This is a genomic window from Streptomyces sp. NPDC037273 (assembly GCF_055603625.1).
Genome location: NZ_JBVJVO010000005.1, coordinates 313,610 through 337,795, shown reverse-complemented (window position 1 = coordinate 337,795; position 24,186 = coordinate 313,610). Strand labels below are relative to the sequence as shown.

At 72.6% G+C, this 24,186-nt stretch carries 22 protein-coding genes and 1 pseudogene; 11 read left to right on the top strand and 12 right to left on the bottom strand.

Translation table 11 applies throughout. The features are described 5' to 3' along the window. Positions 1-11: 11 nt before the first annotated feature. Positions 12-269, bottom strand: a complete 258-nt coding sequence (locus tag ACZ7G1_RS16425) for a WhiB family transcriptional regulator (RefSeq protein WP_470881832.1) — start codon at positions 267-269, stop codon at positions 12-14. Between the two features lie 58 nt (positions 270-327). Further along, a complete protein-coding gene (locus ACZ7G1_RS16420; protein ID WP_470881834.1) occupies positions 328-552 on the bottom strand; it encodes an SsgA family sporulation/cell division regulator in 225 nt (74 codons plus the stop codon). Positions 553-858: 306 nt separating this feature from the next. On the opposite strand from ACZ7G1_RS16420, the gene ACZ7G1_RS16415 reads away from it, so the two are divergent. The 7 genes and pseudogenes from ACZ7G1_RS16415 to ACZ7G1_RS16385 all read left to right on the top strand — a co-directional run. Beyond that, entirely contained in the window at positions 859-1,227 is a 369-nt protein-coding gene (locus tag ACZ7G1_RS16415) for a PRC-barrel domain-containing protein (protein WP_470881776.1), read from the top strand. Between the two features lie 279 nt (positions 1,228-1,506). Then, on the top strand, positions 1,507-3,015 hold the full coding sequence (locus ACZ7G1_RS16410) for an aldehyde dehydrogenase family protein (RefSeq protein ID WP_470881778.1): 1,509 nt from the start codon (positions 1,507-1,509) through the stop codon (positions 3,013-3,015). Next, positions 3,012-4,538 (top strand): GMC family oxidoreductase, encoded by a 1,527-nt coding sequence (locus ACZ7G1_RS16405; RefSeq protein ID WP_470881779.1) that lies wholly within the window; start codon positions 3,012-3,014, stop codon positions 4,536-4,538. The genes ACZ7G1_RS16410 and ACZ7G1_RS16405 overlap by 4 nt, the downstream gene beginning before the upstream one ends. Further along, complete coding sequence (locus ACZ7G1_RS16400) at positions 4,535-5,635, top strand: quaternary amine ABC transporter ATP-binding protein (protein WP_470881781.1); 1,101 nt, start codon at positions 4,535-4,537, stop codon at positions 5,633-5,635. The genes ACZ7G1_RS16405 and ACZ7G1_RS16400 overlap by 4 nt, the downstream gene beginning before the upstream one ends. Positions 5,636-5,741: 106 nt before the next feature. Next, positions 5,742-7,727 (top strand): ABC transporter permease subunit, encoded by a 1,986-nt coding sequence (locus tag ACZ7G1_RS16395; RefSeq protein WP_470881783.1) that lies wholly within the window; start codon positions 5,742-5,744, stop codon positions 7,725-7,727. 1 nt (position 7,728) lies between these two features. After that, positions 7,729-8,691 carry an ABC transporter substrate-binding protein gene (locus tag ACZ7G1_RS16390; protein WP_470881785.1) on the top strand — a complete coding sequence of 321 codons (963 nt, stop codon included), beginning with the start codon at positions 7,729-7,731 and terminating at the stop codon, positions 8,689-8,691. Between the two features lie 105 nt (positions 8,692-8,796). Continuing rightward, a pseudogene (locus ACZ7G1_RS16385) lies at positions 8,797-9,087 on the top strand (hemerythrin domain-containing protein); the annotation flags it as partial. 11 nt (positions 9,088-9,098) lie between these two features. Here the strand turns inward: ACZ7G1_RS16385 and ACZ7G1_RS16380 are convergent. Together ACZ7G1_RS16380 and ACZ7G1_RS16375 are read right to left on the bottom strand one after the other, a co-directional pair. Continuing rightward, positions 9,099-10,817, bottom strand: coding sequence for a PP2C family protein-serine/threonine phosphatase (locus tag ACZ7G1_RS16380; RefSeq protein ID WP_470881787.1), 1,719 nt, complete (start codon positions 10,815-10,817; stop codon positions 9,099-9,101). Between the two features lie 303 nt (positions 10,818-11,120). After that, complete coding sequence (locus ACZ7G1_RS16375) at positions 11,121-11,777, bottom strand: HSP18 transcriptional regulator (RefSeq protein ID WP_470881788.1); 657 nt, start codon at positions 11,775-11,777, stop codon at positions 11,121-11,123. A gap of 129 nt (positions 11,778-11,906) precedes the next feature. Here ACZ7G1_RS16375 and ACZ7G1_RS16370 point away from each other — a divergent pair, with 129 nt between their 5' ends. The 4 genes from ACZ7G1_RS16370 to ACZ7G1_RS16355 all read left to right on the top strand — a co-directional run bounded on the left by ACZ7G1_RS16370 (position 11,907) and on the right by ACZ7G1_RS16355 (position 13,838). Next, positions 11,907-12,341: an Hsp20/alpha crystallin family protein gene (locus ACZ7G1_RS16370; RefSeq protein WP_470881790.1), complete on the top strand. Its 435-nt coding sequence runs from the start codon at positions 11,907-11,909 to the stop codon at positions 12,339-12,341. 100 nt (positions 12,342-12,441) lie between these two features. Then, entirely contained in the window at positions 12,442-12,837 is a 396-nt protein-coding gene (locus ACZ7G1_RS16365) for a DUF2267 domain-containing protein (protein WP_470881791.1), read from the top strand. A gap of 45 nt (positions 12,838-12,882) precedes the next feature. Beyond that, the gene (locus tag ACZ7G1_RS16360; RefSeq protein WP_470881793.1) at positions 12,883-13,326 is read left to right on the top strand and encodes a DUF2267 domain-containing protein; all 444 of its coding nucleotides are present in this window, start codon (positions 12,883-12,885) and stop codon (positions 13,324-13,326) included. 272 nt (positions 13,327-13,598) lie between these two features. Then, positions 13,599-13,838 (top strand): DUF6479 family protein, encoded by a 240-nt coding sequence (locus ACZ7G1_RS16355; RefSeq protein ID WP_470881794.1) that lies wholly within the window; start codon positions 13,599-13,601, stop codon positions 13,836-13,838. Positions 13,839-14,080: 242 nt separating this feature from the next. Here the strand turns inward: ACZ7G1_RS16355 and ACZ7G1_RS16350 are convergent, their stop codons facing one another. The 8 genes from ACZ7G1_RS16350 to ACZ7G1_RS16315 form a co-directional block, all read right to left on the bottom strand. Beyond that, the gene (locus ACZ7G1_RS16350; RefSeq protein ID WP_470881796.1) at positions 14,081-15,526 is read right to left on the bottom strand and encodes a hypothetical protein; all 1,446 of its coding nucleotides are present in this window, start codon (positions 15,524-15,526) and stop codon (positions 14,081-14,083) included. A 346-nt stretch (positions 15,527-15,872) separates the two neighbouring features. After that, complete coding sequence (locus tag ACZ7G1_RS16345) at positions 15,873-16,685, bottom strand: ABC transporter ATP-binding protein (RefSeq protein WP_470881798.1); 813 nt, start codon at positions 16,683-16,685, stop codon at positions 15,873-15,875. After that, positions 16,672-17,715, bottom strand: coding sequence for a taurine ABC transporter substrate-binding protein (locus ACZ7G1_RS16340; protein WP_470881800.1), 1,044 nt, complete (start codon positions 17,713-17,715; stop codon positions 16,672-16,674). Before ACZ7G1_RS16340 ends, ACZ7G1_RS16345 begins: the two co-directional genes overlap by 14 nt. Before the next feature lie 144 nt (positions 17,716-17,859). After that, positions 17,860-18,774 carry an ABC transporter permease gene (locus ACZ7G1_RS16335; RefSeq protein WP_470881801.1) on the bottom strand — a complete coding sequence of 305 codons (915 nt, stop codon included), beginning with the start codon at positions 18,772-18,774 and terminating at the stop codon, positions 17,860-17,862. After that, positions 18,771-19,886, bottom strand: a complete 1,116-nt coding sequence (locus ACZ7G1_RS16330) for an LLM class flavin-dependent oxidoreductase (RefSeq protein WP_470881803.1) — start codon at positions 19,884-19,886, stop codon at positions 18,771-18,773. Before ACZ7G1_RS16330 ends, ACZ7G1_RS16335 begins: the two co-directional genes overlap by 4 nt. Positions 19,887-20,315: 429 nt before the next feature. After that, on the bottom strand, positions 20,316-22,439 hold the full coding sequence (locus ACZ7G1_RS16325) for a xanthine dehydrogenase family protein molybdopterin-binding subunit (protein ID WP_470881805.1): 2,124 nt from the start codon (positions 22,437-22,439) through the stop codon (positions 20,316-20,318). A 142-nt stretch (positions 22,440-22,581) separates the two neighbouring features. After that, positions 22,582-23,583, bottom strand: coding sequence for an FAD binding domain-containing protein (locus ACZ7G1_RS16320; RefSeq protein WP_470881806.1), 1,002 nt, complete (start codon positions 23,581-23,583; stop codon positions 22,582-22,584). Then, on the bottom strand, positions 23,580-24,113 hold the full coding sequence (locus ACZ7G1_RS16315) for a 2Fe-2S iron-sulfur cluster-binding protein (protein WP_470881808.1): 534 nt from the start codon (positions 24,111-24,113) through the stop codon (positions 23,580-23,582). The genes ACZ7G1_RS16320 and ACZ7G1_RS16315 overlap by 4 nt, the downstream gene beginning before the upstream one ends. Positions 24,114-24,186 lie beyond the last annotated feature (73 nt).

Genomic DNA, 24,186 nt, shown 5'->3' with positions numbered 1-24,186 from the left:
GGCCCAGTGGCTCAATTCGCCCTGTCGGCGCGGCGACGCGCCCTGCGCTTCAGGGATTGCCGCTCGTCCTCGCGCAGGCCGCCCCACACTCCCGTCACCTGGTGGGAGTCGTCCATGGCCCAGCGCAGGCACTCCTCGCGTACGGGGCAGCCGCGGCAGATCTCCTTGGCCTCCTCGGCCTGGACCAGCGCCGGGGCGCCCGTCCCGACCGGGAAGAAGAGGTCGGGGTCGACATCCTGGCAGGCGGCGCGTGCACGCCAGCTCTCCAGCATCAGTTCCTCCTGTCACGTGAGTTCGTGTCGGTCCCTCGCGCGGGATGGCCCGTCCTTACGGGCGGGCGAAGAGCTGGGAGGTCCCGGCCCCCCAGTCGACCCGCGCGGCCTCCGCGCCCTCGGGCACGGAGACGTACGTCTCGTCCGGCCAGGCCCGCAGACCGGCGCGGTCGACATCGACCACGGCGAACGCCCCGGCCTGGCCCAGCCGCATGTGGACGCGCCCTTCCCAGCCCCCGTCGCGCAGCGGCCGCAGCCGGACGTCGCCTTCGCCGCTCAGGCATCGTCACCCGTTTCCGTCGGTGGGAACGGCGCCGCGCCGGGGCGGCGCCGTACCTCCGCTCGTAACCCCGGACACGGATTTCACGCCTCCCCGACCGGAGAACCCGCCGATCGGCACGAGCCCGCCACGGAGTCCCGCGCCGGGGCCGGTCCCCGGGCCGGAGCGAAATCGGGGGAATGTGTCGCCGGGGTCGGGGCAGGCGGACGCCAGGCGGGGAATTCACCCCGCCGCGCACGGCACACGGAAGAGGAGGGCAGCGGCGATCCGCCGACTGGCCTCGCCTACCGGAGGAGTTGTTTTCGCGTGACTGAGCACGTGTGGAGCTACAAGCCGACCGCGGGTCACCTGGCCGGTACCGATCTGACCGGCTACAAGGTCGAGGCGATCGACGGCGGCATCGGGAAGGTGGACAAGCACTCCGACGAGATCGGGGACGCCTACCTGGTCGTGGACACCGGAGTCTGGATCTTCGGCAAGGAGGTCCTCCTGCCGGCCGACACCGTGGTGCGGATCGACGTGGACGAACGGAAGATCTTCGTCGACCGGTCCAAGGAGGACATCAAGGCCGCGCCCGAGTTCCACCGCGACAAGCACCTCGGGGACCCGGATTACCGCCACGAGCTGGGCACGTACTACGGCCTGGGTGGCCCGTTCGGCGGCCGGATCATCTGAGTCGCCGTGTGACGGCCGCTTGAAGGGTTTTGCGACGTCCGCATGAACCGTCCTGCGGCGTCCGCATGAAGGAGGGCCCGCGCTCATCGAGCGCGGGCCCTCCTTCGTGTGTCCGGCACCGCCGAACTGTGTGAGATGTCCCTGTTTGTAGTGGCTTAAGGCGTGAGTCAGGCCACTCTCCGCAACGCATCGCACATGGATCCGAGAAGCCAGGGCAGGCGGCCGAACCGCCGGTGCTACCGGCAGGGGGACTCAGCGGAACGAAAGGCCAGACACGACGTGACGGCAGCACGACAGACCATCCATGTGGGCGGAGAGTGGCGCACGGCCCTCTCCGGCGCCACGCGCGAGATCATCGACCCCGTCGACGCGACCGCCTTCGCGGTCGTGGCCGAGGGTGGCGTCCGGGACACCGATGACGCCGTGGCCGCGGCGCGCGCCGCGTTCGACGACGGCTCCTGGCCGCGTACGCCGGTCGCCGAGCGCGCCGCCCTGCTGCGCCGGGTCGCCGACCTCCTCGACCGCGACCGCGAGCGGATCGGAGCCCTGGAGAGCCAGGACGCGGGCAAGACCCTCGAGGAGGGCCGCGTCGACGTCGACTGCGTCCGCGATGCCTTCCGCTACTTCGCCGACCTCGTCGAGAAGGAGGACGGCGGACGGGTCGTCGACGCCGGTTCGGACGACATCCGCAGTGTCGTCGTGCACGAGCCGGTCGGCGTCTGCGCCCTGATCACGCCGTGGAACTACCCGATGCTCCAGGCCAGCTGGAAGATCGCTCCCGCCCTCGCCGCCGGCAACACGTTCGTGATCAAGCCCAGCGAGATCACCCCACTGACCACCGTCGTACTGGTCGAACTGCTCCTGGAGGCCGGCCTGCCGCTCGGCGCGGCCAACATCGTCACCGGCCCCGGCCACACCGTCGGCGCCCGGCTCGCCGAACACCCGGACGTCGACCTCGTGTCGTTCACGGGCGGTCTCGTCAGCGGCACGAAGGTCGCCAAGGCGGCCGCCGACAGCGTGAAGAAGGTCGCCCTCGAACTGGGCGGCAAGAACCCCAACGTCGTCTTCGCCGACGCCTGTTCGACGCCCGAAGGCTTCGACACCGCCGTCGACCAGGCCCTCAACGCCGCCTTCGTCCACAGCGGCCAGGTCTGCTCCGCCGGCTCCCGCCTCATCGTCGAGGAGCCCCTGCGCGAGCGGTTCGTCGCCGAACTCGCCCGCCGGGCCGCGCTGATCCGGCTCGGCCGGGGCACCGACGCGGGTGTCGAGTGCGGCCCGCTCGTCTCCGAGGCCCAGGTCGCGAGGACCGAGCAGTACGTGGCCTCCGCCCTCGGCGAGGGCGCGGTCCTGCGCGCGGGCGGCGAACGCCCGGCCGGCCCCGGATACTTCTACCGCCCCACCGTCCTCGACCGGTGCCACCGCCGCATGCGCGTCGTCCGCGAGGAGATCTTCGGCCCCGTCGTCACGGTGGAGACGTTCCGCACCGAGGCGGAGGCCGTGACCCTCGCCAACGACACCGAGTACGGCCTCGCCGGAGCGGTCTGGACCTCCGACGCCGACCGGGCCCGCCGGGTCGCGGCCCGGCTGCGCCACGGCACCGTCTGGATCAACGACTTCCACCCCTACCTGCCGCAGGCGGAGTGGGGAGGCTTCGGAAAGTCCGGCATCGGCCGCGAACTGGGCCCCAGCGGCCTCGCCGAGTACCGCGAGACCAAGCACATCTACCAGAACCTCGCTCCGCGCCCGGTGCGCTGGTTCGCGGGCACGGCGGCGAAGGACCAGGCATGACCGACCCGCACGTGTACGACTACGTCGTCGTCGGCGGTGGCACCGCCGGTTCGGTGATCGCCTCCCGGCTGACCGAGAACCCCGACGTCACCGTCGCCGTCATCGAGGGCGGCCCCAGCGACGTCGGCCGCGACGAGGTCCTCACCCTGCGCCGCTGGATGGGCCTGCTCGGCGGCGAGCTTGACTACGACTACCCCACCACCGAACAGCCACGCGGCAACTCGTACATCCGCCACAGCCGCGCGCGGGTCCTCGGCGGCTGCTCCTCGCACAACACCCTCATCGCCTTCAAGCCCCTCCCCTCCGACTGGGACGAGTGGGCCGAGGCCGGCGCCGAGGGCTGGGACGCGGCGGCGATGGACCCCTACTTCGCCCGGCTGCGGAACAACATCGTCCCCGTCGACGAGGCCGACCGGAACGCGATAGCCCGCGACTTCGTCGACGCGGCGCAGACCGCGCTCGGGGTCCCGCGCGTCGAGGGCTTCAACCGGGAGCCCTTCCACGAGGGCGTCGGCTTCTTCGACCTCGCCTACCACCCCGAGAACAACAAACGTTCCTCCGCCTCGGTCGCCTATCTGCACCCCTTCCTCGACCGGCCGAACCTGCACATCGCCCTGGAGACCTGGGCGTTCCGCCTCGAACTGGAAGGCACCCGCGCCACCGGCGTGCACATCCGCACCAAGGAGGGCAGGGAGCACGTCGTACGCGCCCGGCGCGAGGTCCTGGTCTGCGCGGGCGCCGTGGACACCCCGCGGCTGCTGCTGCACTCCGGCATCGGCCCCCGCGCGGACCTCGAGAAGCTCGGCATCCCGGTCGTGCACGACCTGCCGGGCGTGGGGGAGAACCTGCTCGACCACCCCGAGTCGGTCATCGTCTGGGAGACCCACGGCCCGATCCCGGAGAACTCCGCGATGGACTCCGACGCCGGTCTGTTCGTCCGCCGGGACCCGGCGTCCGAGGGGCCGGACCTGATGTTCCACTTCTACCAGATCCCCTTCACCGACAACCCCGAGCGGATCGGCTACGAACGGCCCGCGCACGGCGTGTCGATGACCCCGAACATCCCCAAGCCGCGCAGCCGCGGCCGGCTCTACCTGACGAGCGCGGACCCCGAGGTCAAGCCCGCGCTCGACTTCCGGTACTTCACCGACGAGGACGACTACGACGGCCGCACCCTCGTCGACGGCATCCGGATCGCCCGGCGGATCGCGGCGAGCGAACCGCTGGCCGGCTGGCTGAAGCGCGAGGTGTGCCCGGGGCCGGAGGTCACCTCCGACGAGGAGCTCAGCGCGTACGCCCGCCACGTGGCGCACACCGTGTACCACCCGGCGGGAACCTGCCGGATGGGCGCCGCCGACGACGAACTCGCCGTGGTCGCACCGGACCTGAGGATCCGAGGCCTCGACGGCATCAGGATCGCCGACGCGTCCGTCTTCCCGACCATGACCGCCGTCAACCCGATGATCGGCGTGCTCATGGTCGGCGAGAAATGTGTGGACCTGCTGGCAAGGAGCCGACGATGAACGACCTGACACCGAACCCGGCACAGAACCAGGCACGAGCACGACACACCGCCGAACCCGTCTTCTCCGTACGGGGGTTGTGGAAGGTCTTCGGCCCCAAGGCCGACCGCGTGCCCGCCGACCAGGAGCTCTCCTCCCTCGGCGCCGCCGAGCTGCGCGAACGCACCGGCTGTACCGCGGCCGTCCGCGACGTCTCCTTCGACGTCCGCAAGGGCGAGGTCTTCGTCGTCATGGGCCTTTCCGGCTCGGGCAAGTCGACGCTCGTCCGCTGCCTGACCCGGCTCATCGAACCGACCTCGGGCACCCTCTCCATCGACGGCGAGGACGTCCTGTCCATGGACGCCGGCCGGCTCCGCGAGCTGCGCCGGCACCGGGCGGCGATGGTCTTCCAGCACTTCGGTCTGCTGCCGCACCGCACGGTGCTCGACAACATCGCGTACGGCCTTGAGATCCAGGGCGTGGGACGCGGCGAACGACGGGAGCGGGCGGCGGAGTTCGTCACCAAGGTCGGCCTGGACGGCATGGCGCACCGCAGGCCGAGCCAGCTGTCCGGCGGTCAGCAGCAGCGGGTCGGATTGGCCCGGGCGCTCGCCGTCGACCCCGAAGTCCTCCTGTTCGACGAGCCGTTCAGCGCACTCGACCCGCTGATCCGCCGGGACATGCAGGAGGAGGTCGTCCGCCTGCACCGCGAGGAGGGCCGCACGATGGTCTTCATCACCCACGACCTGAGCGAGGCACTGAAGCTCGGCGACCGCATCGCGTTGATGCGCGACGGCCGGATCGTGCAACTCGGCACGCCGGAGGAGATCGTGGGCGCCCCCGCCGACGAGTACGTCCGGGACTTCGTCCGGGACGTGCCGCGCGAGCAGGTGCTGACCGTCCGCTCGGCGATGCGCCCCGCGCTCGCCGACGAGCGCGACACCGGCCCCGCGCTCGCCCCCGGCGCCACCGTCCACGAGGCCATCGAGGCCGTCGCCCGAACGGGCCAGAACGCGCGGGTCGTCGAGGACGGCCGCTGCCTCGGTGTGGTCGACCACGCGGGACTCCTCGGTGTCGTCGCCGGGCTCCCGGCCGCGACCCGGAAGGCGGTGGCCTGATGTACGCCCATGCGACCTGGCCGCCGCCGGGCGGCACCAAGGGTGCCGCGAGCCGTCGGCCGCGGCGCGGCGCGCCCCGTCCCGACGCCCTGGGGCGGTGGGGCCGATGAGCGCCACCGCCACCCCGGCTCCTCCCCGCCCCACGACCACCACGGCGACCGCCACAGGCGCCGCACCCGCCGCGCCGCGCGCCCTCGCGCGCCACCGCGGCCGGCTGATCGGAGGCGTCGCGGCCCTCGCGCTCGTCCTCGGCGCCGTGCTCCTGGGCGGCGGCAGCTGGCCGACCTCGCTCGCCGTCGACCTGTCCGGGCCGCTGGAACGCACCAGCGACTGGATCATCGACAACCGTGACGGCCACCCGCTCTTCCTCTACTTCCTCGGACACGTCAGCAACGCCGTCGTCGTGTCCGTACGAGCGGTGTACCTGCTGCTGCTCGCCCTCGGCTGGGCCGGCGTCACCGCCGCCACCGGGCTGCTGGCCTGGCGGGTCGCGGGCGTCCGGCTCGCGCTGACCTCCGTCGCCGCCTTCGGCGCCTGCGGGCTGCTCGGCATGTGGGTGCCCACCATGCAGACGCTCGCCCTGATGGTGGTCGCCGTCGCCGCCTCCGTACTGCTCGGAGGTCTCCTCGGCCTGGCCGCCGGCCTCTCGGACCGGATGGACCGCATCCTCCGGCCGGTGCTCGACACCATGCAGGTGCTGCCCGCCTTCGCGTACCTCCTGCCCGTCGTCCTGGTCTTCGGCATCGGCGTACCCGCTGCCGTCCTCGCCACCGTCGTCTACGCCGCCCCGCCCATGGCCCGGCTCACCGCGCTCGGACTGCGCGGAGCGGACGCCGGCGTCATGGAGGCCGCCGCGTCCCTCGGCGCCACCGGCAGGCAGCGGCTGCTCACGGCCCGGCTGCCGCTGGCCCGCAAGGAGCTCCTGCTCGGCGTCAACCAGTCGATCATGATGGCGCTCGGCATGGCGGTCATCGCCTCCGTCATCGGCGCGGGTGGCCTCGGCGACCGCGTCTACCAGGCACTGGCCTCCGTCGACGTCGGCGCCGCGCTCGCCGCCGGTGTCCCGATCGTGCTGCTCGCCATCGTCCTGGACCGGGTCACCGCCGCGGCCGGAGAACGGATCGGCACGGCCCCGGCCCGCCGCACCCGGCTCGCCTGGGCCGTCGCCCTCGTGGTGACCGCCGCCGTCGCCGCCGCGGGCCGCCTGGCCGACCGCCTCAGCCGGCCCGAGGGGTGGACGCTCGACGTCGCCGAACCCGTCAACAGGGCCGTCGACTGGATGACCGCCCACCTCTACTCCGGCGTGCCCCTCGTCGGCGGCACCGCCGACTGGGCGGCGCGGTTCACCACCTGGGTCCTCAACCCCCTGCGCGACGGCCTGCAGTGGCTGCCCTGGTGGTCGGTCCTGCTGACCGTCGGCGCCCTCGCCCTGCTCATCGGCACCTGGCGCACGGCCCTGACCGCCGTCCTCGCGATGGCCGCGATCGGTGTGCTCGGTGTCTGGGACCCGGCGCTCGACACGCTGTCCCAGGTGCTGGCCGCCGTCGCCGTGACGCTGCTGCTCGGCCTCGCGCTCGGGATCGCCGCGGCCCGCAGCACCCGCCTGGGACGCGCCCTGCGTCCGGTGCTCGACGTCTTCCAGACGATGCCGCAGTTCGTGTACCTGATCCCCGTGGTCGCCCTCTTCGGGGTGGGCCGCGCCCCGGCGGTCGCCGCCGCCGTGGTCTACGCGCTGCCCGCCGTGGTACGGATCACCGCCCAGGGCGTACGCGGGGTGGATCCGGCCGCCATGGAGTCCTCGCGCTCGCTGGGCGCGACCGGGCGCCAGCAGCTGTTCCAGGTCCAACTGCCGCTGGCTCGACCGGCGTTGCTGCTGGCCGTCAACCAAGGTGTGGTGCTGGTTCTCGCCGTCGTCGTCATCGGCGGCCTCGTGGGCGGTGGCGCGCTCGGTTACGACGCGGTCTTCGGCCTCGCCCAGGGCGACCTGGCGACCGGTCTGGTGGCCGGCGCGGCGATCGTCTGCCTCGGCCTGACGCTCGACCGCGTCACCCAGCCGACGCAACGCCGTGACCTCGCCGGAAAGGGGGCCTGAGATGGCTCGTACGCGCATCGCCGCACTCGTCACGGCCGCCGCTCTGGCGGCCGGCCTGACCGGCTGCGGCGCCGCCGACATGACCCGCCAGTCCTCCCCGTACGCCGACGCGAAGGGCTCCCGCACGGTGACGCTCTCCGTGCAGTCGTGGGTGGGCGCGCAGGCCAACGTCGCCGTCGCCCAGTACCTGCTCGAACACGAGCTCGGCTACCGGGTGGACACCGTACAGATCGACGAGGTGCCCGCCTGGGACGCGCTCAGCCAGGGCCGGGTGGACGCCATCCTGGAGGACTGGGGCCACCCGGACCAGGAGCAGCGGTACATCGACGACAAGAAGACGATCCAGCGCGGCGGCGATCTCGGGGTGACCGGTCACATCGGCTGGTTCGTGCCCACGTACTTCGCCGAGCAGCACCCGGACGTCACCGACTGGAAGAACCTGAACAAGTACGCCGACCAGTTCCGCACCGCCGAGAGCGGCGGCAAGGGCCAACTCCTCGACGGCTCCCCGTCGTACGTGACGAACGACAAGGCCCTGGTGAACAACCTGGACCTGGACTACCAGGTCGTCTTCGCGGGCTCCGAGGCGGCACAGATCACGCAGATCAAGCAGTTCGCCAAGGAGAAGAAGCCCTTCCTGAGCTACTGGTACAAGCCCCAGTGGCTGTTCCAGAAGGTTCCGATGACGGAGGTGAAGCTGCCCGCCTACCAAGAGGGTTGCGACGCCGACCCGGAGAAGGTGGCCTGCGGTTACCCGCACACCCCCCTGCAGAAGTTCCTCAACGCCCGCTTCGCGGACAGCGGGGGCGACGCAGCCGCCTTCCTGAAGAACTTCCGCTGGACGACCGACATGCAGAACGACGTCGCCCTCATGATCGCGGACCAGAAGCTGTCGCCACAGGAGGCGGCCGGCCGCTGGGTAAAGGAGAACGAGTCCACCTGGCGGACGTGGCTCCCGTCCTGACCTGGGCAAGGCGGCCGAGGCGGAGTGCGGCGCGGCCGGCCTGAAGCCCGGCCCGCCGCACGGCCTCACCCTCCGGTGGCCCGGGGCTCCGTCGCGGCACTGCTCATCGCGCACGGCGAGGCCGAGGAGCACGCCGAGGGCAACGAGGCTCTCCTCGAACTGCTCGAGGTGGAGGACGTCGGGTCCGAGGAGTGGGACACCCGCCTGGAGGAGCTGGTGAAGGCGGTCGATCACCACTTGGACGAGGAAGAGCGGACGATCCTCAACGGTGCCAGGGAGAGCGTCTCCGACGAGCGCCGGGCCGAGCTGGGCAGGGCGTTCCTGGCAGAGCGCGCGAAGCAACTGGCGTCGGACTGCGGCAGCGTGGAGAACGTGCGCGCGATCGTCCACGGATGACGGCGTCCGCTTCAGTCCACCCGGATCGCCAGCACGCACGCGTCGTCCCCGTGGCCCGCGAGTTCCAGGTCGGCGACCAGCGCGTCGATCAAGGCTTGCGGTTCGCGCGTGGACGACGACGTCACCGCCCGCGTCAGCCGGTCGATGCCGACGGTCAGGTCCTCGTCCCGGCGCTCGACCATGCCGTCGGTGTACAGCACCAGCAGATCGCCCGGGCGCAACGGGGTCGACGTGGTCTCGTACGCGTATCCCGGCAGGGCGCCGAGAAGCGGGCCGCGGACCTCGGCGCCGAGCGGCTCCGCGCCTCCGTCACGAAGCAGCAGCGGGGCCGGATGGCCGGCGCAGGCCCAGTGCAGGACCTTGTCCCGGTCGATGTGCCCGGCCACCACAGTGGCCGTCTGCCCGGCCGGGTCGCTGCACACCAGCTCGTTCAGCCAGGTGGTGATCTCGCCGGCGGACGCCCCCGTCTGGGCCAGCCCGGCCAAGGCGTGCCGCTGCTGTGCCATCCGGGCCACGGCGTCCAGACCGTGCCCCGACGCGTCGCCGATCGCCACGAGCACCCGGCCGTCCGGCAGCAGACGGCATTTGTACCAGTCGCCGCCCACCGCCGAGTCCGGCTCGGCCGGGCGGTACGACGCCGCCACCGTCAGGCCGACGGCGGCCAGCGCCTCCGAGTACGTGGGAAGGAGAGCCTCGCGCAGCGCGTCCGCGACCTGGCGCTCGGCCTCGGTCTGCCGACGCAGCCGATCCGATTCCCGCTCCGTCTCGGCCAGGCGCCGCCGACTGCGGATCTGCGGTGTGAGATCGCGGGCCACCAGATTGATCGCCCATGGCCTGCCGTCCGTCCCCGTCACCGGCCGCCCCAGCAAATCAAGCGTGCGCACCTCGCCGAGGACGAGGAAACGAATCCTGGTCCAGGCGGGCTCCTCGCCCGCGAGGACCGAGGACAGGAACTCGGAGAACGCCGTCAGATCGTCCGCCAGCAGCGCGTCGCACAGCTGCTCCAGCGACCGCGGCATGCGCACGTCCGCGTGGAAGATCCGGGTGAGCCCCTCCGACCACGTCACCGTTCCCGACAGCAGGTCCCAGTTTCCCCACCCCATGGACGCCAGGTACTGCGCGTCTATGGTCAGCACGTCCGCCGGGCTCCCCACGGGGCGCCACGTGGCCAGGACCTGCTCGCCGCACCGGGCGGCGGAGTACAGCAGGGGAGCCCGGTGGATCCTCCCGAGGCGCTGCTCCGTGTAGTCGACCACGCGCCCGTCGAGAGGCCTGCCGGAATCCGCCACCTCGGTGAGAGCCGCCAGCAGTCCGGAGTGCGCGGCGCCGGGCCGCGCCTCCAGGAACCGCTGGCCGACCTGCCGGTCCGGAGCCTCCAGCCAGTCCGCCGACCGCACGCGGTTTCCGGCCACGATCCGGAAGTCCAGAACGACCCCTGCCTCGCCCGACACGCGCTCCAGGAGCACGGCCGAACCCGGGATGGCAGGGAGCACCGAACACACCCCGCTGCCGTCCGCGTCGTGCGTGCTGCACAGACACGGCGAGATCCCATCCGTCTCGGCCTTCGCCGGCAGGACGGACAGGGACTGCAACGGCGACGCCAGGGCCGTACCGCCCGCCCCGTCCCCTCGACCCTCCGAGGTGCGACGCACCGCGGCGCGCAGGGACGAGACCTCGCGGCCGATCATGCCCTTGAGGGCGTCGGCGGTGTCGGGCAGGGGAAAAGTCATCCTCGCCTCCGCGAACCACGACGCGCCTTTCCCCGAGGACCGCCGACGCGTCGCCCTTCTCGGCCGGCCGCTCGACCTCGCACCGGGGAAAGGGGGCGATGCCGGTCCACCATCGTGTCCTCGACGTTCTCGGCCCGCATCTTCTGCTCACCCGACACGGCGCCTCTCCTCTCCCGCGTCCTCGCTCACTGAATCGGCGGCTAGCCGTTTCCCCGCCCCGTAAACATGCCGTCGACGGCGATGGAGAAGCGGGGCCGAGCCGTGGTGCTCCGCCCTCGGGTACGGGACCTGCGAACGGAGGGGTCACGTGCCGCGCTGGTCGTGGGCGTCCTGGCGGAGTTGGTCGGTGTGGCGGGTCATGGCGTCGATGTCCTCGGCGAGCGCGGCGTCCTGGGGTCTGAGGTGCGGGCGGGTGTCGGTCAGGGGGCGTACGAGGCGGGCGGCGTCGTTGTCGCCGAGGGCCGCGTTCAGGTCGTCGACGGCACTCCGGGCGTCGGCGGGCAGGCCGGTGAGGGCGGTGATCTGGCCGGCGAGGCGGCGGAGCTCGGCCGCGTTGTCTCGGGCCCAGGCGGTCACGGTGCGGTCGGCGGCGCGCATGCCGCGAGTGGCCTGCACGCGCTGCTCGCCCGTGGTTCCGGCCGCGCCCGGGCGCAAGCGCAGGTAGCGGCGTTCGGCGGCCTGCCGGCTGGCGACTCCGAGGGGACCGGCGAGGTCGGCCCAGCTCGCTCCTTGTCCGCGGGCGGTTTCGATCAGGCTGCTCTCCCAGCCGGCGAGTTGCTCGCGGACCTCCCGCAGCAGGACGAGCGCGGTCAGAGCGGGGTGCGGGTCGGTCTGCGGCGAGCCCGTCGGCATCCCCAGGGCGGGACGCTGGGCGTCCTGGACGGCTTGGTTGATGGTCTCCAGTGCCGCGGCGGCGGCCGGGAAGGTGACGGGCGGGGGCGGCTCAGAGGCCTCGGGCATGAGGGGCTCCGTAATCTGTCATCCTCTGGATGACGGCTCTGCTTGTCATCGTTTCGATGACATGTTACAACGGGAGCACGTTGAAGCGCATTGGCAGTTCCTGCCTGAACCAACTGGAGGTGTTTCGCGATGTTGATGCGCACTGACCCGTTCCGCGAGATGGACCGGATCGTTCAGCAGCTGTCCGGCTCGTCGGGCACGTGGTCGAAGCCGTCCGTGATGCCGATGGACGCGTACCGCGACGGCGACGAGTACGTGATCGCCTTCGACCTCCCGGGCGTGAACACCGAGGCGATCGACATCGACGTCGAGCGGAACATGCTCACCGTCAAGGCCGAGCGGCGGCCCACGGGCAAGTCCGACGGTGTGCAGATGGAACTCTCCGAGCGGCCGCTGGGCGTCTTCTCCCGCCAGATCATGCTGGCCGACACCCTCGACACCGAGCGCATCGAAGCGGACTACGACGCGGGTGTACTGACCCTGCGCATCCCGATCGCCGAGCGAGCCAAGCCCCGCAAGGTCGCCGTCGGCAGCGGGACCAGCCGCAAGCAGATCTCCGGCTGACCACGTCGGCCGGCCGGCGGAGGGCGGGAACGATCCCCCTCCGGCACCCGCCCTCCGCACCCCTGTCGACGCCTCTCCGCCACTCTGGAGGTGACGCGTGATGCCGATGCGCCCCGAGACGTTCCTGGACCACGTCCGCGAACGCGGCGACTACCAGACGCGGGAGGAAGCAGAACGGGTGGCCCGCGTGGTCCTGGCCCTGCTGGGCGCACACCTGGTCGGCGCCGTGCGCGCCCAGCTCGCTGCCCGCCTCCCCGAGACATACGCCCTGATCCTCCTCAACCCGTTGCAGGCCGCCGAGCCCCTCTCCCCGGACCGCTTCGTCCGCGCGACCGCGGCATGGATCGAGGACGCCACCGAGAAGACAGCCCTGTGGGACGTCGGCGCGGTGCTGTCCACGGTTGCCGTAGCAGCTGGAGACGACCTCCTGAGCGAGATCCTCCTCCAGCTCCCGCCAGGCTTCGACCTCCTCTTCGGCCGGCCCCAGCCCACCTGACCGCCTGCCCGAACGCCGGGCTCTTCACGAGAAAGCCGCAGCACCATGTACGACCAGCCGCGACCGGACCAGGCCCGTCCCGCCATGACGTTCGACCAGATGCTGGAACGCGTGCGCTACGAAGGCGCCTACCCCACCCGCGAACGCGCCGAGGAAGCCGTCCGGACCGTTCTGGCCGCCCTCGGCCGACAGCTCGTCGGAGACGAACGCGTCGACCTCGCCCAGCGCCTTCCCGTCGAAGCCGCCCTCACCCTGACCGCCCAGATCCCCGACCCCGACCCCCTCACCGGCTGGGGCTTCGTCAAGGACCTCTCCGACCGCACCGGCGCCACCCCCGCCGTGGCCCGCTGGGACACCGGAGCAGTGCTCTCCGTCGTCGCACGCGCGGCCGGCCCCGAACTCCTCGCCCGAATCCTGCACCACCTCCCCAGCGGCTACGCCCTCCTCTTCGGGCAGGCGGAACTGAGCCGGCTCCAGACGGTCGCCTGACCTGCCCCAAGGGCAGCCGCAACCCGGGAGAGCGCGCGCCGGGCCCTCGTGTGGAACAGCCACGGCAGTGAAACCGAGGGCCCGGTGGAGCGCAAGATCTGGCGAAGATAAGCGTGCTCATGGAACAGGTCCGGCACCACATCCAGGGGGGAACAGGACTGGTTCCCGGAAGGGAATCTGGCCGGCGAGGCTCGGCCCTGGACACATCGCGGGACCGGGGAAGGAATGCTTTCCGGATGGTCAGACCACGAGATGGTGGGTAGACGCGGGCCATGATTCTCTCTACTGGTCTCGCGGCCTCCGGTTCTCCGTCCCTCTTCCTGATCCTGGCGGGCGTGGTAGTCGTCGTGCTTCTGATCGGCGCGTTCTGGTACGGCAGCAGGCGCGTCGCCGCCCGAAAGGACCCGGGTGCGCGCCCGTCGGAACAGAACGCGGCCGCGCGGGAGCGCCAGGGGTCCTGGAAGGCCCCCGACGACCCCGACTCGGGTCCCGCCACCCGGCCGCGCCCGTGACGTCGCCGCGACGGGGTGTGCCTGCCGACGCTGGAGGAAGGCCCAGGAGGGACCCGTGACGAGCACCGAGTTCGCTCTCACCGACCCCTACCCCACCTGATCGCGCTGCCGTCGGCGCCTGCGGCTGCGTGCCCCTGCACGGTGATGTCGTCGATCGGATCCGGGGGCGGCGCTTCGACCTGGCCCCGCTGCCTGGATCGGGCTCTGGCTGGGAGGCCCGGGGCCGTCGGCCGGTGTGCGGCTCAGCGCTTGGAGATGCGGACCACTCCGGTTTCGGTGCCCTGGTAGAGGGTGCCGTCCGGGGCGGCCGTTCCCCGCATTTGGAGCGGGTTGTAGACGAGCCCGATGCCCAGGAAGGAGCTGGTGAGCTGGGCGCCGGTGGCCGGATCGATGACGGAGTGGTGGTACTGGGCGAAGGTGTTCAGGCCGGCGCTGCCCGTCGGCCCGGTCACGGAGACGGTGTAGATCTTCCCGTCGGCCAGGGAGAGCCGGGGAAGTGCGGCGGACTTCACCGGGCTGTTCCACACCACCGAGCACCCCGTTCCCTCGGCGTTGACGTCGATCCGGCTGAGACCGCCCTCGAAGCTCGCGGAGGAGGGCCGGCTCGCCGGAGCGCCCTCGGGCAGGGCCGGGTAGGGGTAGCCGTAGGTGTTGGTGACGAAGACGCTGCGGCCGGAGGCGATGACGGCGTCCTCGGTGCCGCTGCGGGCGTACTGGGTGAGCACGGGGATCCGGCAGATCGGGTCCGGTCCGCCGGCCACCCGGTAGACGAGCAGGTTCCCGTGCGGGTCGGCGTTGTCGACGATGGTGATGTACTCGGTGCCGTTGCCCGGCCCGAAGAAGCTCGGGGTGGTGCCGGTGCCCCAGCTGAGCTGGCCGGGCTTGCGGGCCGGACCCCGGTCGTACGGCGCCCGCCAGTCCACCACGGGGGTACCGTCCGGGCCGGCCGACAGCAGGTAGAGCGCGTGGTCGGTGGCGACGGCGGTTCGGCCGGGGACGGTGGAGATGCTGTTCTGGACGCCCTCGCCGGTGCTGATGCTGCGCACCGCCTGGGTGACGGTGTCCACGGTCCCGATCACACCGCCGCTGGTGGCGAACCAGACCCTGCCCTCCCAGTCGGGGGTCAGGCCGACGATGTTGTCCCCGGCGGGGACGGCGTTGCCGAGTGAGGTGGACTCCTCGACCTGGAGGGTCCATCCGGAGCCGGCGCGACGGTGGCCGATGCGCACGAGGTTGTTGTTCCCGTCGACCACGACCAGCCGGTCGCCGTTGTCGAGGTAGGCGTACACGCCGCCGAAGAGACTGCCCTTGGGCAGTGTCAGGGAGGCGAGGTCGGCCCCGCCGGCGGGGTCGAGCAGGTGCACGGTCGGGTTTTGGCCGAAGATCGTGGTGCAGAGCGCGATCACGTAGCCGTCGCCGCCCACGACCACGGTCGGGCAGGCCGAGGCCAGTGCCGTGCGGGAGTAGTCGATGGCGGACGTCCCGGGCCCCGGGTGGGGTGTGGTGCCGCTCGAGGCGCTGTCGCCGTGCATGGTCGCGGCGCCGTTGGCCGCGGTGGCAGGGTTCTGCGGCGCCTGCGGGCCGAACGGGGAAGCCGGGTCGGCGGCGGCGGGGGCGCCGCCGAGCGCGAGGGTGAGGGAGAGGACGAGCACGGCAAGGCGCCCGCCCGCGGGCAGGGAGAAAGGCATCAGGGGTCCTCGTGACTGGAGGGGGAGGAAGCGGCTGCGGAGCGAGGAGCCGCTGGCCGCACCGGGCGCCGCGGCACCCGGAGACGGCCGGCGAGGGGGGAACGGCCGGCGTGATGGGGAACGGCCGACGGGGCGGCTGCCGATGGTGCGGCCCAGCCCTTGCTTCCGTGTGTGGCGGTTGCCCCCGGAACGGCCCTGACCGAAACGCTATCCGCTGCCCTCACGGTTCGGATCTTTCCGTGGCGGCCTGCCACAGCCTGTTCACGCAGTTCACGTTCCCGCAGCACGCGGGCAACCAATGGCGGGGGCGCACGGACCTCCGCCGGTGTCGCTGCCGGTGACGCGATCAGCCGTCACGGCCGGGAACGGCTCCACCGCGCATGATCTCGGCGAGACGACCGCGCAGCCGGGCGAACTCGGGTGAGGCCCGCAGCGCGGACACGTCCGTGCCGGGCCCCCTCGCCAGGTCCACCGGCAGCTCCGCCACCACCCGGCCGGGCCCCGCCGCCATGACCAGCACCCGGGAGCCCAGCAGCACCGCCTCCTCCGCCGAGTGAGTCACGAACAGCACCGTCGTGCCGAGCCGCCCGGCCAAGTCCCGCACCTCCTCCTGGAGCCGCTCCCGAGTCAGGGCGTCGAGCGCGGCGAACGGCTCGTCCATCAGCAGGAGTTCGGGCTCCGCGGCCAGTGCTCTGGCCAGCGCCACCCGCTGCTGCTGACCGCCCGACAGCTCCCACGTGCGCCGGCCCGCCATCCCGGGCAGTCCCACCCGCTCCAGCAGCTCCGCGATCCGGCCGGGCCGGTCGGATCGCGGCACACGCAGCCGGGCCAGCGCGAAGGCGAGGTTCCCGCCGACCGTGCGCCAAGGGAAGAGCCGGGGCTGCTGGAAAACCACCCCCGCCCCCGCGCCCGGCCAGGGAAGCGCGCCCCTGACCCGGGCATGGCCCGCGGCGGGCCGCTCGAAGCCCGCCACCACGCGCAGCAGGCTCGTCTTGCCGCAGCCGGAGGGCCCGACCAGGACGACGAACTCGCCGGCGTGGATCCGTACGTCCACGCCGTCGAGCGCCGTCACCGGCGCCTTCGCGGAGCCGTAGCGGACCGACACGCCCGTCAGCTCGACGACCGAGGTCCGCGTGTCAGGCTCGTCAGTTCGCGGCACGGCCGAGCTCCTCCACCGCGAGCGCCCGCCCGAAGACCGCCTCGTCCGGCACGGAGTCGACCGCCTTCTGCCCCTTCAGGAACACGGCGGCGTCGTACAGGTTCGCCGCGAGCTTGCCGGGGGCGCCCGGCGTGCCCAGATAGTCGGGTCCGGTCTGCTCCTTCGCGCTGAGCAGCACCAGTTCGGACAGCTGCCGCTTCGCCTCCTCCGGCGGCAGCCCGAGCTCCGCCCCGATGGACTTCGCGGCCTGGTCCGGTGCGGTACGCGTCTGTGCGACGGCCGTGTCCTGCGCCTTGATCCAGGCCGTGACCACTTCCGGGTGCTTGGCCGCGAACGCGTTCGTCACCACGCCCAGGTCGGCCGTCGGCTTGCCCTGCTTGGCCAGTTCACGGCTGGTGACGAGCACCTTGCCGTCCTTGGTCAGTTCGCTCAGCGTCGGCGTCCACACGTAGGCGGCGTCGATGTCCCCGCGCTTCCAGGCGGCGAGCGCGTCCTGCGGCTGGAGGTCGATGGTCTGCACGGACGACGGCTCGACACCCGCCGCCGTCAGCGCGGCGAGCAGTGAGTAGTGGGCCGTCGACCCGAAGGGAGTGGCGACCTTCTTGCCCACCAGGTCCTTCACCGAACCGATCCCGGGCTTGGCGACGAGCGCCTCGTTGTCCCCGATCAGGTCATGGATCCACACCACCTTGTACGGGATGTTCAGCGGCGCGGAGAGCCCCTTGGTGACGGGGCTCGACCCGGCAAGACCCAGGTCGACCGCGCCGGCGATGACGGCCGTGTTGACGTCGCCACCGGACTCGAACTTCACCCATTTCACGTCGACTTCGGGAAGCGCCTGCTCCAGCAGACGCTGGTTCTTCACCACCAGGTCGGCGTTGGGTATCGCCTGGTAGGCGATCCGTACGGTGGTCCGCCCCGAGGATCCGCCGGCCGCGTCGCCGTCACCTGCGCAGGCGGTGGTGACGGAGGCCGTCAGGGCGACGGCCGCGGTGAGCAGGAGGGTGCGGCGGGACAGACGTGCGGGCATGGACGATCTCCGGTCTGAAGTCGGACGACGAGGGAGGAAGGGAGCGAGGGAAGAAGGGAGCGAGGGAAGTAGGGAACGAGGGAGAAAGGGGACGAGGGAAGGAGGGAACGAGGGAAGGAGGGAACGAGAGGGAAGGGGCGGGCGTCAGGCGTGGCCGCGCCACGGCACGGCGATCCGCTCGACGAGCCGCAGCAGTGCGTCCAGCACGATCCCGGACAGGCCGATGGCGAGGATGCCCGCGATCACCAGCGCGGTCTGGTTGTAGCGCTGCGCGTCGCGGATCATGCCGCCGATGCCGGGCACACCGTTGATGGTCTCCGCCGCGACCACGGAGGTGTAGGCGACACCGACGGCGATGCGGACACCGGTGAGGATCTCGGGCAGCGCGGAGGGCAGCCGCACGGACAGCAGCAGCGCCGTCGGCCCCGATCCCAGCGCCCGTGCGGCCTCGACGAGTTGGCCGGGCACCGTGCGTACGGCCGCCGCGGTGGCCGCGGCGATCGGTGGCAGGGCCGCGATGACCAGCAGCCAGATCTTCGGGGCCTCGTCGATGCCGAACCAGATGACGAGCAGCGAGAGGTACGCCAGCGGCGGCAGCGTCCTCAGGAACGTCACCGCGGGCTCCAGGACGACGGCCAGCGGCCGGACCGTACCGATCAGCAGCCCCAGCGGCACTCCGGCCAGCACGGCGTACGCGGAACCGGTGCCGATCCTGCCCAGGCTGACGCCCAGATGCTCGATCAGCAGATGGCCGCCGTAGCCGCGCACTCCGTCGTGCTCCGTGGAGGCGAGGACGAACTGCCGCCACACGTCGCCGGGCGAGGGAACGAGGACCCGCGGCCATACTTCGGCGGAGACCACCGCCTGCCAGGCGGCGAGGAGCACGGCGAGCGCGAGAAGCCGCAGCCCGCCCCACCGGAAGGCTTCGCGCAGGCGGTCCCGCCGGGAGGAATCGCCCCCGGTCCCGGTCCCGGTCCCGGTCCCGGACGGTTCGGGGGAGGGTTGCGGGAGCCGGTCCGGCCCGGACGCCGCCGCCGTCGTCGTCGTGGGAGCGCTCACGGGGCTTCCGCCCCGGTCAGAGCGCGCAGCCGCGGTGCCACTTCCTCGCCGACCCGGTACGCCTCTTCGAGGTGCGGGTAGCCGGAGAGGATGAACTCGTCGATGCCCAGGGCACGGTACTCGGCGAGCCGTTCGGTCACCTCGTCGTGCGAGCCGACCAGCGCGGTCCCGGCGCCCTCGCGGACCAGGCCGATGCCCGCCCACAGGTTCGGCGCCACCGTGAGGCGGGCGGCGTCCACGACCCCGCCGTGCAGCGCGGTCATCCGGGCCTGCCCGGTGGAGTCCATGCCGGCGAACCGCTCCTGGCTCGCCCGTACGGCCTCCTGGTCGAACCCGGCGAGGATCCGGTCCGCCTCGGACCAGGCCTCGGCGGAGGTGTCCCGGCTGATGACGTGCAGCCGCAGCCCGAACCGGACGGTGCGGCCCGCGGCCCGGGCCCGTTCCCGCAGCCGGGCGACGCGTGCGGCGACGGCGGCGGGCGGCTCGCCCCACAGCAGTTGTACGTCGGCCTGCCGTGCGGCGACCTCCTCGGCGGCGGGGGAGGCCCCGCCGAAGTACAGGGGCACGGGGTGGCTCAGGTCCGGATCGGTGATCCGGGCGCCCGCGATCCGCACGTGGGCACCGTGGTGGTCGGCCGTCTTGCCCTCCAGGAGGGTGCGCAGGACCGTCATCACCTCCTCGGTCCGGGCGTACCGCGCGTCGTGCTCCAACCAGTCACCGTACGCCCGCTGTTCGGTCGGATCCCCACCGGTCACCACGTTGAGCGCGAGCCTGCCACCCGCGAACCGGCGGAAGGCGTCGGCCTGCTGGGCGAGCAGTGTCGGACTGGCGAATCCGGCGCGGAACGCCACGAGGAACCCGATCCGGGTGGTGTGCTGCGCGAGTGCGGCCGTGAGGATCCAGGGGTCCGCGCAGCCGAGCCCCACGGGTGTGAGCAGCGAGTGGAATCCGGCCTGCTCCGCGGCGCGGGCCACCTGGGACAGGTACGGGATGTCCGCTGACCGCCGGGTGGCGGATCCGGTACGGCCCTGGACGGCGGTGACACCGCCGGGATCGCGGCCGTCCCCGCCGGTGGGCAGGAACCAGTGGAGCAGGAGGGGGTTTTCCGGCATGAGGGAACCTCGTCGAAGCAGCAGCACGGCACGCGCCGGCACCGAGGGGAGCCGACACGTGTACGTGAGCAGAGGGGAAGGCGGAAGGGCGCGCGAAGGGGGCGCGCGGTTGTTCCGTTCCGTGCGGGATCAGGAGCGGCGGAGCGCGTAGTCCTCAGCGGACCTGCGGATCAACAGCCGTGCGCACGAGGGGAATCGGCCCGACACAGCATGGTCGAAACACGCAGCAGATCTACGTGACGACGCGATACGAGTACGGGGGCCATGGTTCGCATCCTGTCGGGGCGGCTCAGGAGCGTGCAAGCAGCGTCCGAGTGCTGGACCATGTGGTTCCGCATGCCGAGACTCATCGCTACGACCTCAAGCCCGCCCCCACGGGCGGGGCCGCGGCCTGAAGTTCCCAGACCCTGACAGCTTTACGGACGCGGTCTACGGGTTGGACGCCCCGGTGGTGAGCAGCGGGAGGAGACGGTCGGGGGTCAGGGGGAGGGCGCGGAGGCGGGCGCCGCAGGCGTGGTGGACGGCGTTGGCGATCGCCGCCGCTGTGCCGACGATACCGATCTCCCCGATGCCCTTGCTGCCCATCGGGTTGAGGTGGGGGTCGTGCTCGTCCACCCAATGTGCCTCGATGTCCGGCACGTCGGCACAGACGGGGACGTGGTAGGACGCCAGGTCGCGTTCGCGGAAGTCGCCGAAGACGAGGTCCATGGTGCTGTGTTCGGTGAGCGCCATCCCGAGCCCCATCGTCATGCCGCCGATGAACTGGGAGCGGGCGGTGCGCGCGTTGAGGACCCGGCCCACGGCGTAGACGCCGAGGAGCCGGCTCACCCGGACCTCACCGGTGACGGTGTCGACACCGACCTCCGCGAAGTGGGCGCCGAAGGCGTGGCGGGCGTACGGGGACGTCCGCCCCGCCTCCTCATCCGTGTCCGCCTCGACCGTGACGCCCTCGGGCGGCAGCGGGCGACCGGGGTCGGCCGCCAGGGTCGCGCGCAGCGCGGCACAGGCCTTGTGCACGGCCCAGCCCCAGGACGCCGTCCCGGAGGAGCCGCCGGCGACGGGGGCGTCGGGCAGTCGGCTGCTGCCGACTTCGACGGCTACGGAGTCCAGCGGGGCGCCGAGGGCGTCGGCGGCGATCTGGGCGAGGACGGTCGGCGCCCCGGTGCCGATGTCGGTGGCGTTGACGCGGACGACGAAGCGGCCGTTCGGGGCGGCGTGGGCGGAGGCGCGGGACGGGCTCAGGAGTACGGGGTAGGTGGCGGCGGCCACGCCCGTGCCGGCCAGCACGTCCCCGTCCCGCCGGACGCCGGGGCGCGGGTCCCTGTCCGCCCAGCCGAACCGGCGCGCGCCGTCCCGCAGGCAGGCGGCGAGGCCCCGGCTGCTGAACGGTTTGCCGCTGTCGGGCTCGGTGTCGGGTTCGTTGCGCAGCCGGAGCTCCACCGGGTCGACGCCGAGCGCGTCGGCGAGTTCGTCCATGGCCGCTTCGAGGGCGTACATCCCGGACGCCTCGCCCGGGGCGCGCATCCACGACGGGGTGGGCACGTCGAGGGCGACGACCCGGTGGGTGGTGCGGCTGTGGGGAGAGGTGTACATGATGCGGGCCGGAACGGCGGCCTGTTCGACGAACTCCTTCACCGTGGACGTCTGGGTGACCACGTCGTGGGCGAGAGCCGCGATCGTTCCGTCGGCGGCGGCGCCGATGCGGACGCGCTGGATGGTGGGCGCGCGGTGCCCCACGGTGGCGGGCAGGTCACGGCGGGGCAGGGCGAGCCGGACGGGTCGGCCGGTGTGCCGGGCGGCCATCGCCGCGAGGACGGCCGGCGGCCGGGGGGTGCCCTTGGAGCCGAAGCCGCCGCCCACGTAGGCGGAGACGACGGTGACCTTCTGCCGGGGCAGTCGGAACAGGCGCGCGAGGACGTCCCGTACGGTCGTCGCGCCCTGGCTGGAGTCGTACACGGTCAGGCCCTCGTCGTCCCACCAGGCTGTGGCGGCGTGCGGTTCCATCGGGTGGTTGTGCAGGGCGTCCATGGAGTAGGTGGCGTCGATGCGGACCGGGGACGCGGCGAAGGCGGTGTCGAAGTCGCCCCGCTCGCGTACGGCCGGATGGCCGCCGTTGGCCTTCTCGGGCGTGTAGAGACGCGGGTGGTCGGCGCTCAGCCGGACGTCGTGCTCGCTCGGCGCGTAGTCGATCCGCAGCACGTCGGCCGCGGCGCGGGCGTTCTCGGGCGTGTCGGCGACCACGACGGCGACGAGCCAGCCCCGGTGGGGGACCCGGTCCTCCTGCAGCAGCGCGAGGGTCGGGTCGTCGGTGTCACCGAGGCGCGGGGCGTTCTCGTGGGTGAGGACGGCGTGTACGCCGGGGCGCCGCAGGATCTCGTCGGAGTGGACGGCGGTGACCCGACCGCGGGCGATGGCAGCGGGCACCGCGCAGGCGTGGAGGCAGCCGGGCGGCGTCCGGTCGACGGCGTACCGGGCCTCGCCCGTCACCTTCTGGCGGGCGTCACGCCGGACGGCCGCCGGGGGCGGCGCGGTCGCGGGTTCGTGGCGGGTCACGGCGTGGTGCCTCCTCCGGTCGGCGTACGGCGGGCAGTGCGCGGTCGGACGTTCGGCGGGCCGACGGATGCCGGGCGAGCGGGGCGGACGCCGGGCAGGACGTCAGGGGGCGCGGCAGACGGGTGCGCGCGCGTCGTGGTCGTCACGGGGCGGCCGCGGCGGCGCGGGACGCGAGGTCGCCCAGGAGGCTCACGGCGAGGTTGCGGGCCAGCGGCACCTTGAAGCCGTTGTCGCGGAGGGGCTCGGCGGCGGCGAGTTCGGCGTCGGCGGCCCGCCGGAAGGTCTCGGCGGTGGCCGGCGCGCCCCGCAACACCTCCTCCGCCGCCCACGCCCGCCAGGGCTTGTGAGCGAGACCGCCGAAAGCGAGCGCGGCGTGCCCCACCCGGCCGTCCTCGACGCTCAGGACGAGGGCTACAGAGGCGAGCGCGAAGGCGAACGAGGTGCGGTCGCGGGCCTTGCGGTAGGCGCTGAGCGCGCCGCGCGGCGGCGCGGGGAGCGTCACGCCGGTGATGAGTTCGCCCGGCGCGACGACGGTGTCCAGGTCCGGGCGGTCGCCGGGCAGCCGGTGGAACGCGTCGACGGGCACCGTCCGCTCACCGTCCGCCCCACTCAGCCGGACCTCCGCGTCGAGGGCGGCGAGGGCGACGGCCATGTCCGAGGGGTGTGTGGCGACACAGTGGGCGGAGTGGCCGAGGACCGCGAGGTCCCGGTGAACGCCCTCCCTGGCGGGGCAGCCGGAACCTGGCAGACGCTTGTTGCACGGCGTGGACGTGTCCTGGAAGTAAAGGCAGCGGGTGCGTTGGAGGAGGTTGCCTCCGGTGGTGGCCGCGTTGCGGAGCTGGGGTGAGGCGCCGGCCAGCAGGGCCTGGGACAGCACGGGGTAGCGGGTGCGCACGTCGGGGTGTGCGGCGACGTCGCTGTTGCGCGCGGTCGCCCCGATCAGCAGCCCGCCGTCGGGGGTCTCCGCGATGCCGTCGAGGGGCAAGGCGCCGAGGTCGACGAGCAGCGGCGGGCCCGTGACGCCCAGCTTCATCAGGTCGACGAGGTTGGTGCCACCCGCCAGGAAGCGGGCCTCGGGGTGGGCCGCGAGGTGCGCGATGGCCTCCTCGGTACCTTGCGGGCGCACGTACGCGAAGGGCTTCACCGGGTGACCTCCTCGATCGCGGCCACGATGTGCGGGTAGGCGCCGCAGCGGCAGATGTTCCCGCTCATGCGTTCCCGGATCTCGTCCGGGGTGAGGGCGACGGTTTCACCCGGCAGGCGTTCCGGCGGTGTCACGTGCGAGGGTTCGCCGCGCGCCACCTCGTCCAGCAGGGCCACGGCCGAGCAGATCTGGCCCGGTGTGCAGTAGCCGCACTGCAGGGCGTCCCGGGCGACGAACGCCTCCTGGACCGGATGGAGGCGCTCGCCGTCCGCGAGGCCCTCGACGGTGGTCACGGAACGGCCCGCGCACGCGACGGTGAACAGCAGACAGCTGTTCACGCGCCGGCCGTCGACGAGGACGGTGCAGGCACCGCACTGCCCGTGGTCGCAGCCCTTCTTGGTGCCGGTGAGGTCGAGGTGATCGCGCAGCGCGTCAAGCAGGGTCGTGCGGTGGTCCAGGGTGAGCGAGTGGTCCGCTCCGTTGACGCGCAGCGCCACCCTGGACGCGCGCTCCGGCAGGCTCTGCTCCACCGGTCTTCCTCCTCACCTCTGAGTCATCGCCGACGCGCGCTCGAACGTCCGCCGCGCGGCGGTACGCGGGCGA

Excerpts from the sequence above, each read along its gene's own strand:
- ACZ7G1_RS16390 (WP_470881785.1), top strand. The coding sequence starts at position 7,729 with ATGGCTCGTACGCGCATCGCCGCACTCGTCACGGCCGCCGCTCTGGCG.
- ACZ7G1_RS16405 (WP_470881779.1), top strand. The coding sequence starts at position 3,012 with ATGACCGACCCGCACGTGTACGACTACGTCGTCGTCGGCGGTGGCACC.
- ACZ7G1_RS16365 (WP_470881791.1), top strand. The coding sequence starts at position 12,442 with ATGCCGATGCGCCCCGAGACGTTCCTGGACCACGTCCGCGAACGCGGC.
- ACZ7G1_RS16340 (WP_470881800.1), bottom strand. The coding sequence starts at position 17,715 with ATGCCCGCACGTCTGTCCCGCCGCACCCTCCTGCTCACCGCGGCCGTC.
- ACZ7G1_RS16350 (WP_470881796.1), bottom strand. The coding sequence starts at position 15,526 with ATGCCTTTCTCCCTGCCCGCGGGCGGGCGCCTTGCCGTGCTCGTCCTC.
- ACZ7G1_RS16330 (WP_470881803.1), bottom strand. The coding sequence starts at position 19,886 with ATGCCGGAAAACCCCCTCCTGCTCCACTGGTTCCTGCCCACCGGCGGG.
- ACZ7G1_RS16400 (WP_470881781.1), top strand. The coding sequence starts at position 4,535 with ATGAACGACCTGACACCGAACCCGGCACAGAACCAGGCACGAGCACGA.
- ACZ7G1_RS16370 (WP_470881790.1), top strand. The coding sequence starts at position 11,907 with ATGTTGATGCGCACTGACCCGTTCCGCGAGATGGACCGGATCGTTCAG.
- ACZ7G1_RS16375 (WP_470881788.1), bottom strand. The coding sequence starts at position 11,777 with ATGCCCGAGGCCTCTGAGCCGCCCCCGCCCGTCACCTTCCCGGCCGCC.
- ACZ7G1_RS16380 (WP_470881787.1), bottom strand. The coding sequence starts at position 10,817 with ATGACTTTTCCCCTGCCCGACACCGCCGACGCCCTCAAGGGCATGATC.
- ACZ7G1_RS16360 (WP_470881793.1), top strand. The coding sequence starts at position 12,883 with ATGTACGACCAGCCGCGACCGGACCAGGCCCGTCCCGCCATGACGTTC.
- ACZ7G1_RS16395 (WP_470881783.1), top strand. The coding sequence starts at position 5,742 with ATGAGCGCCACCGCCACCCCGGCTCCTCCCCGCCCCACGACCACCACG.
- ACZ7G1_RS16355 (WP_470881794.1), top strand. The coding sequence starts at position 13,599 with ATGATTCTCTCTACTGGTCTCGCGGCCTCCGGTTCTCCGTCCCTCTTC.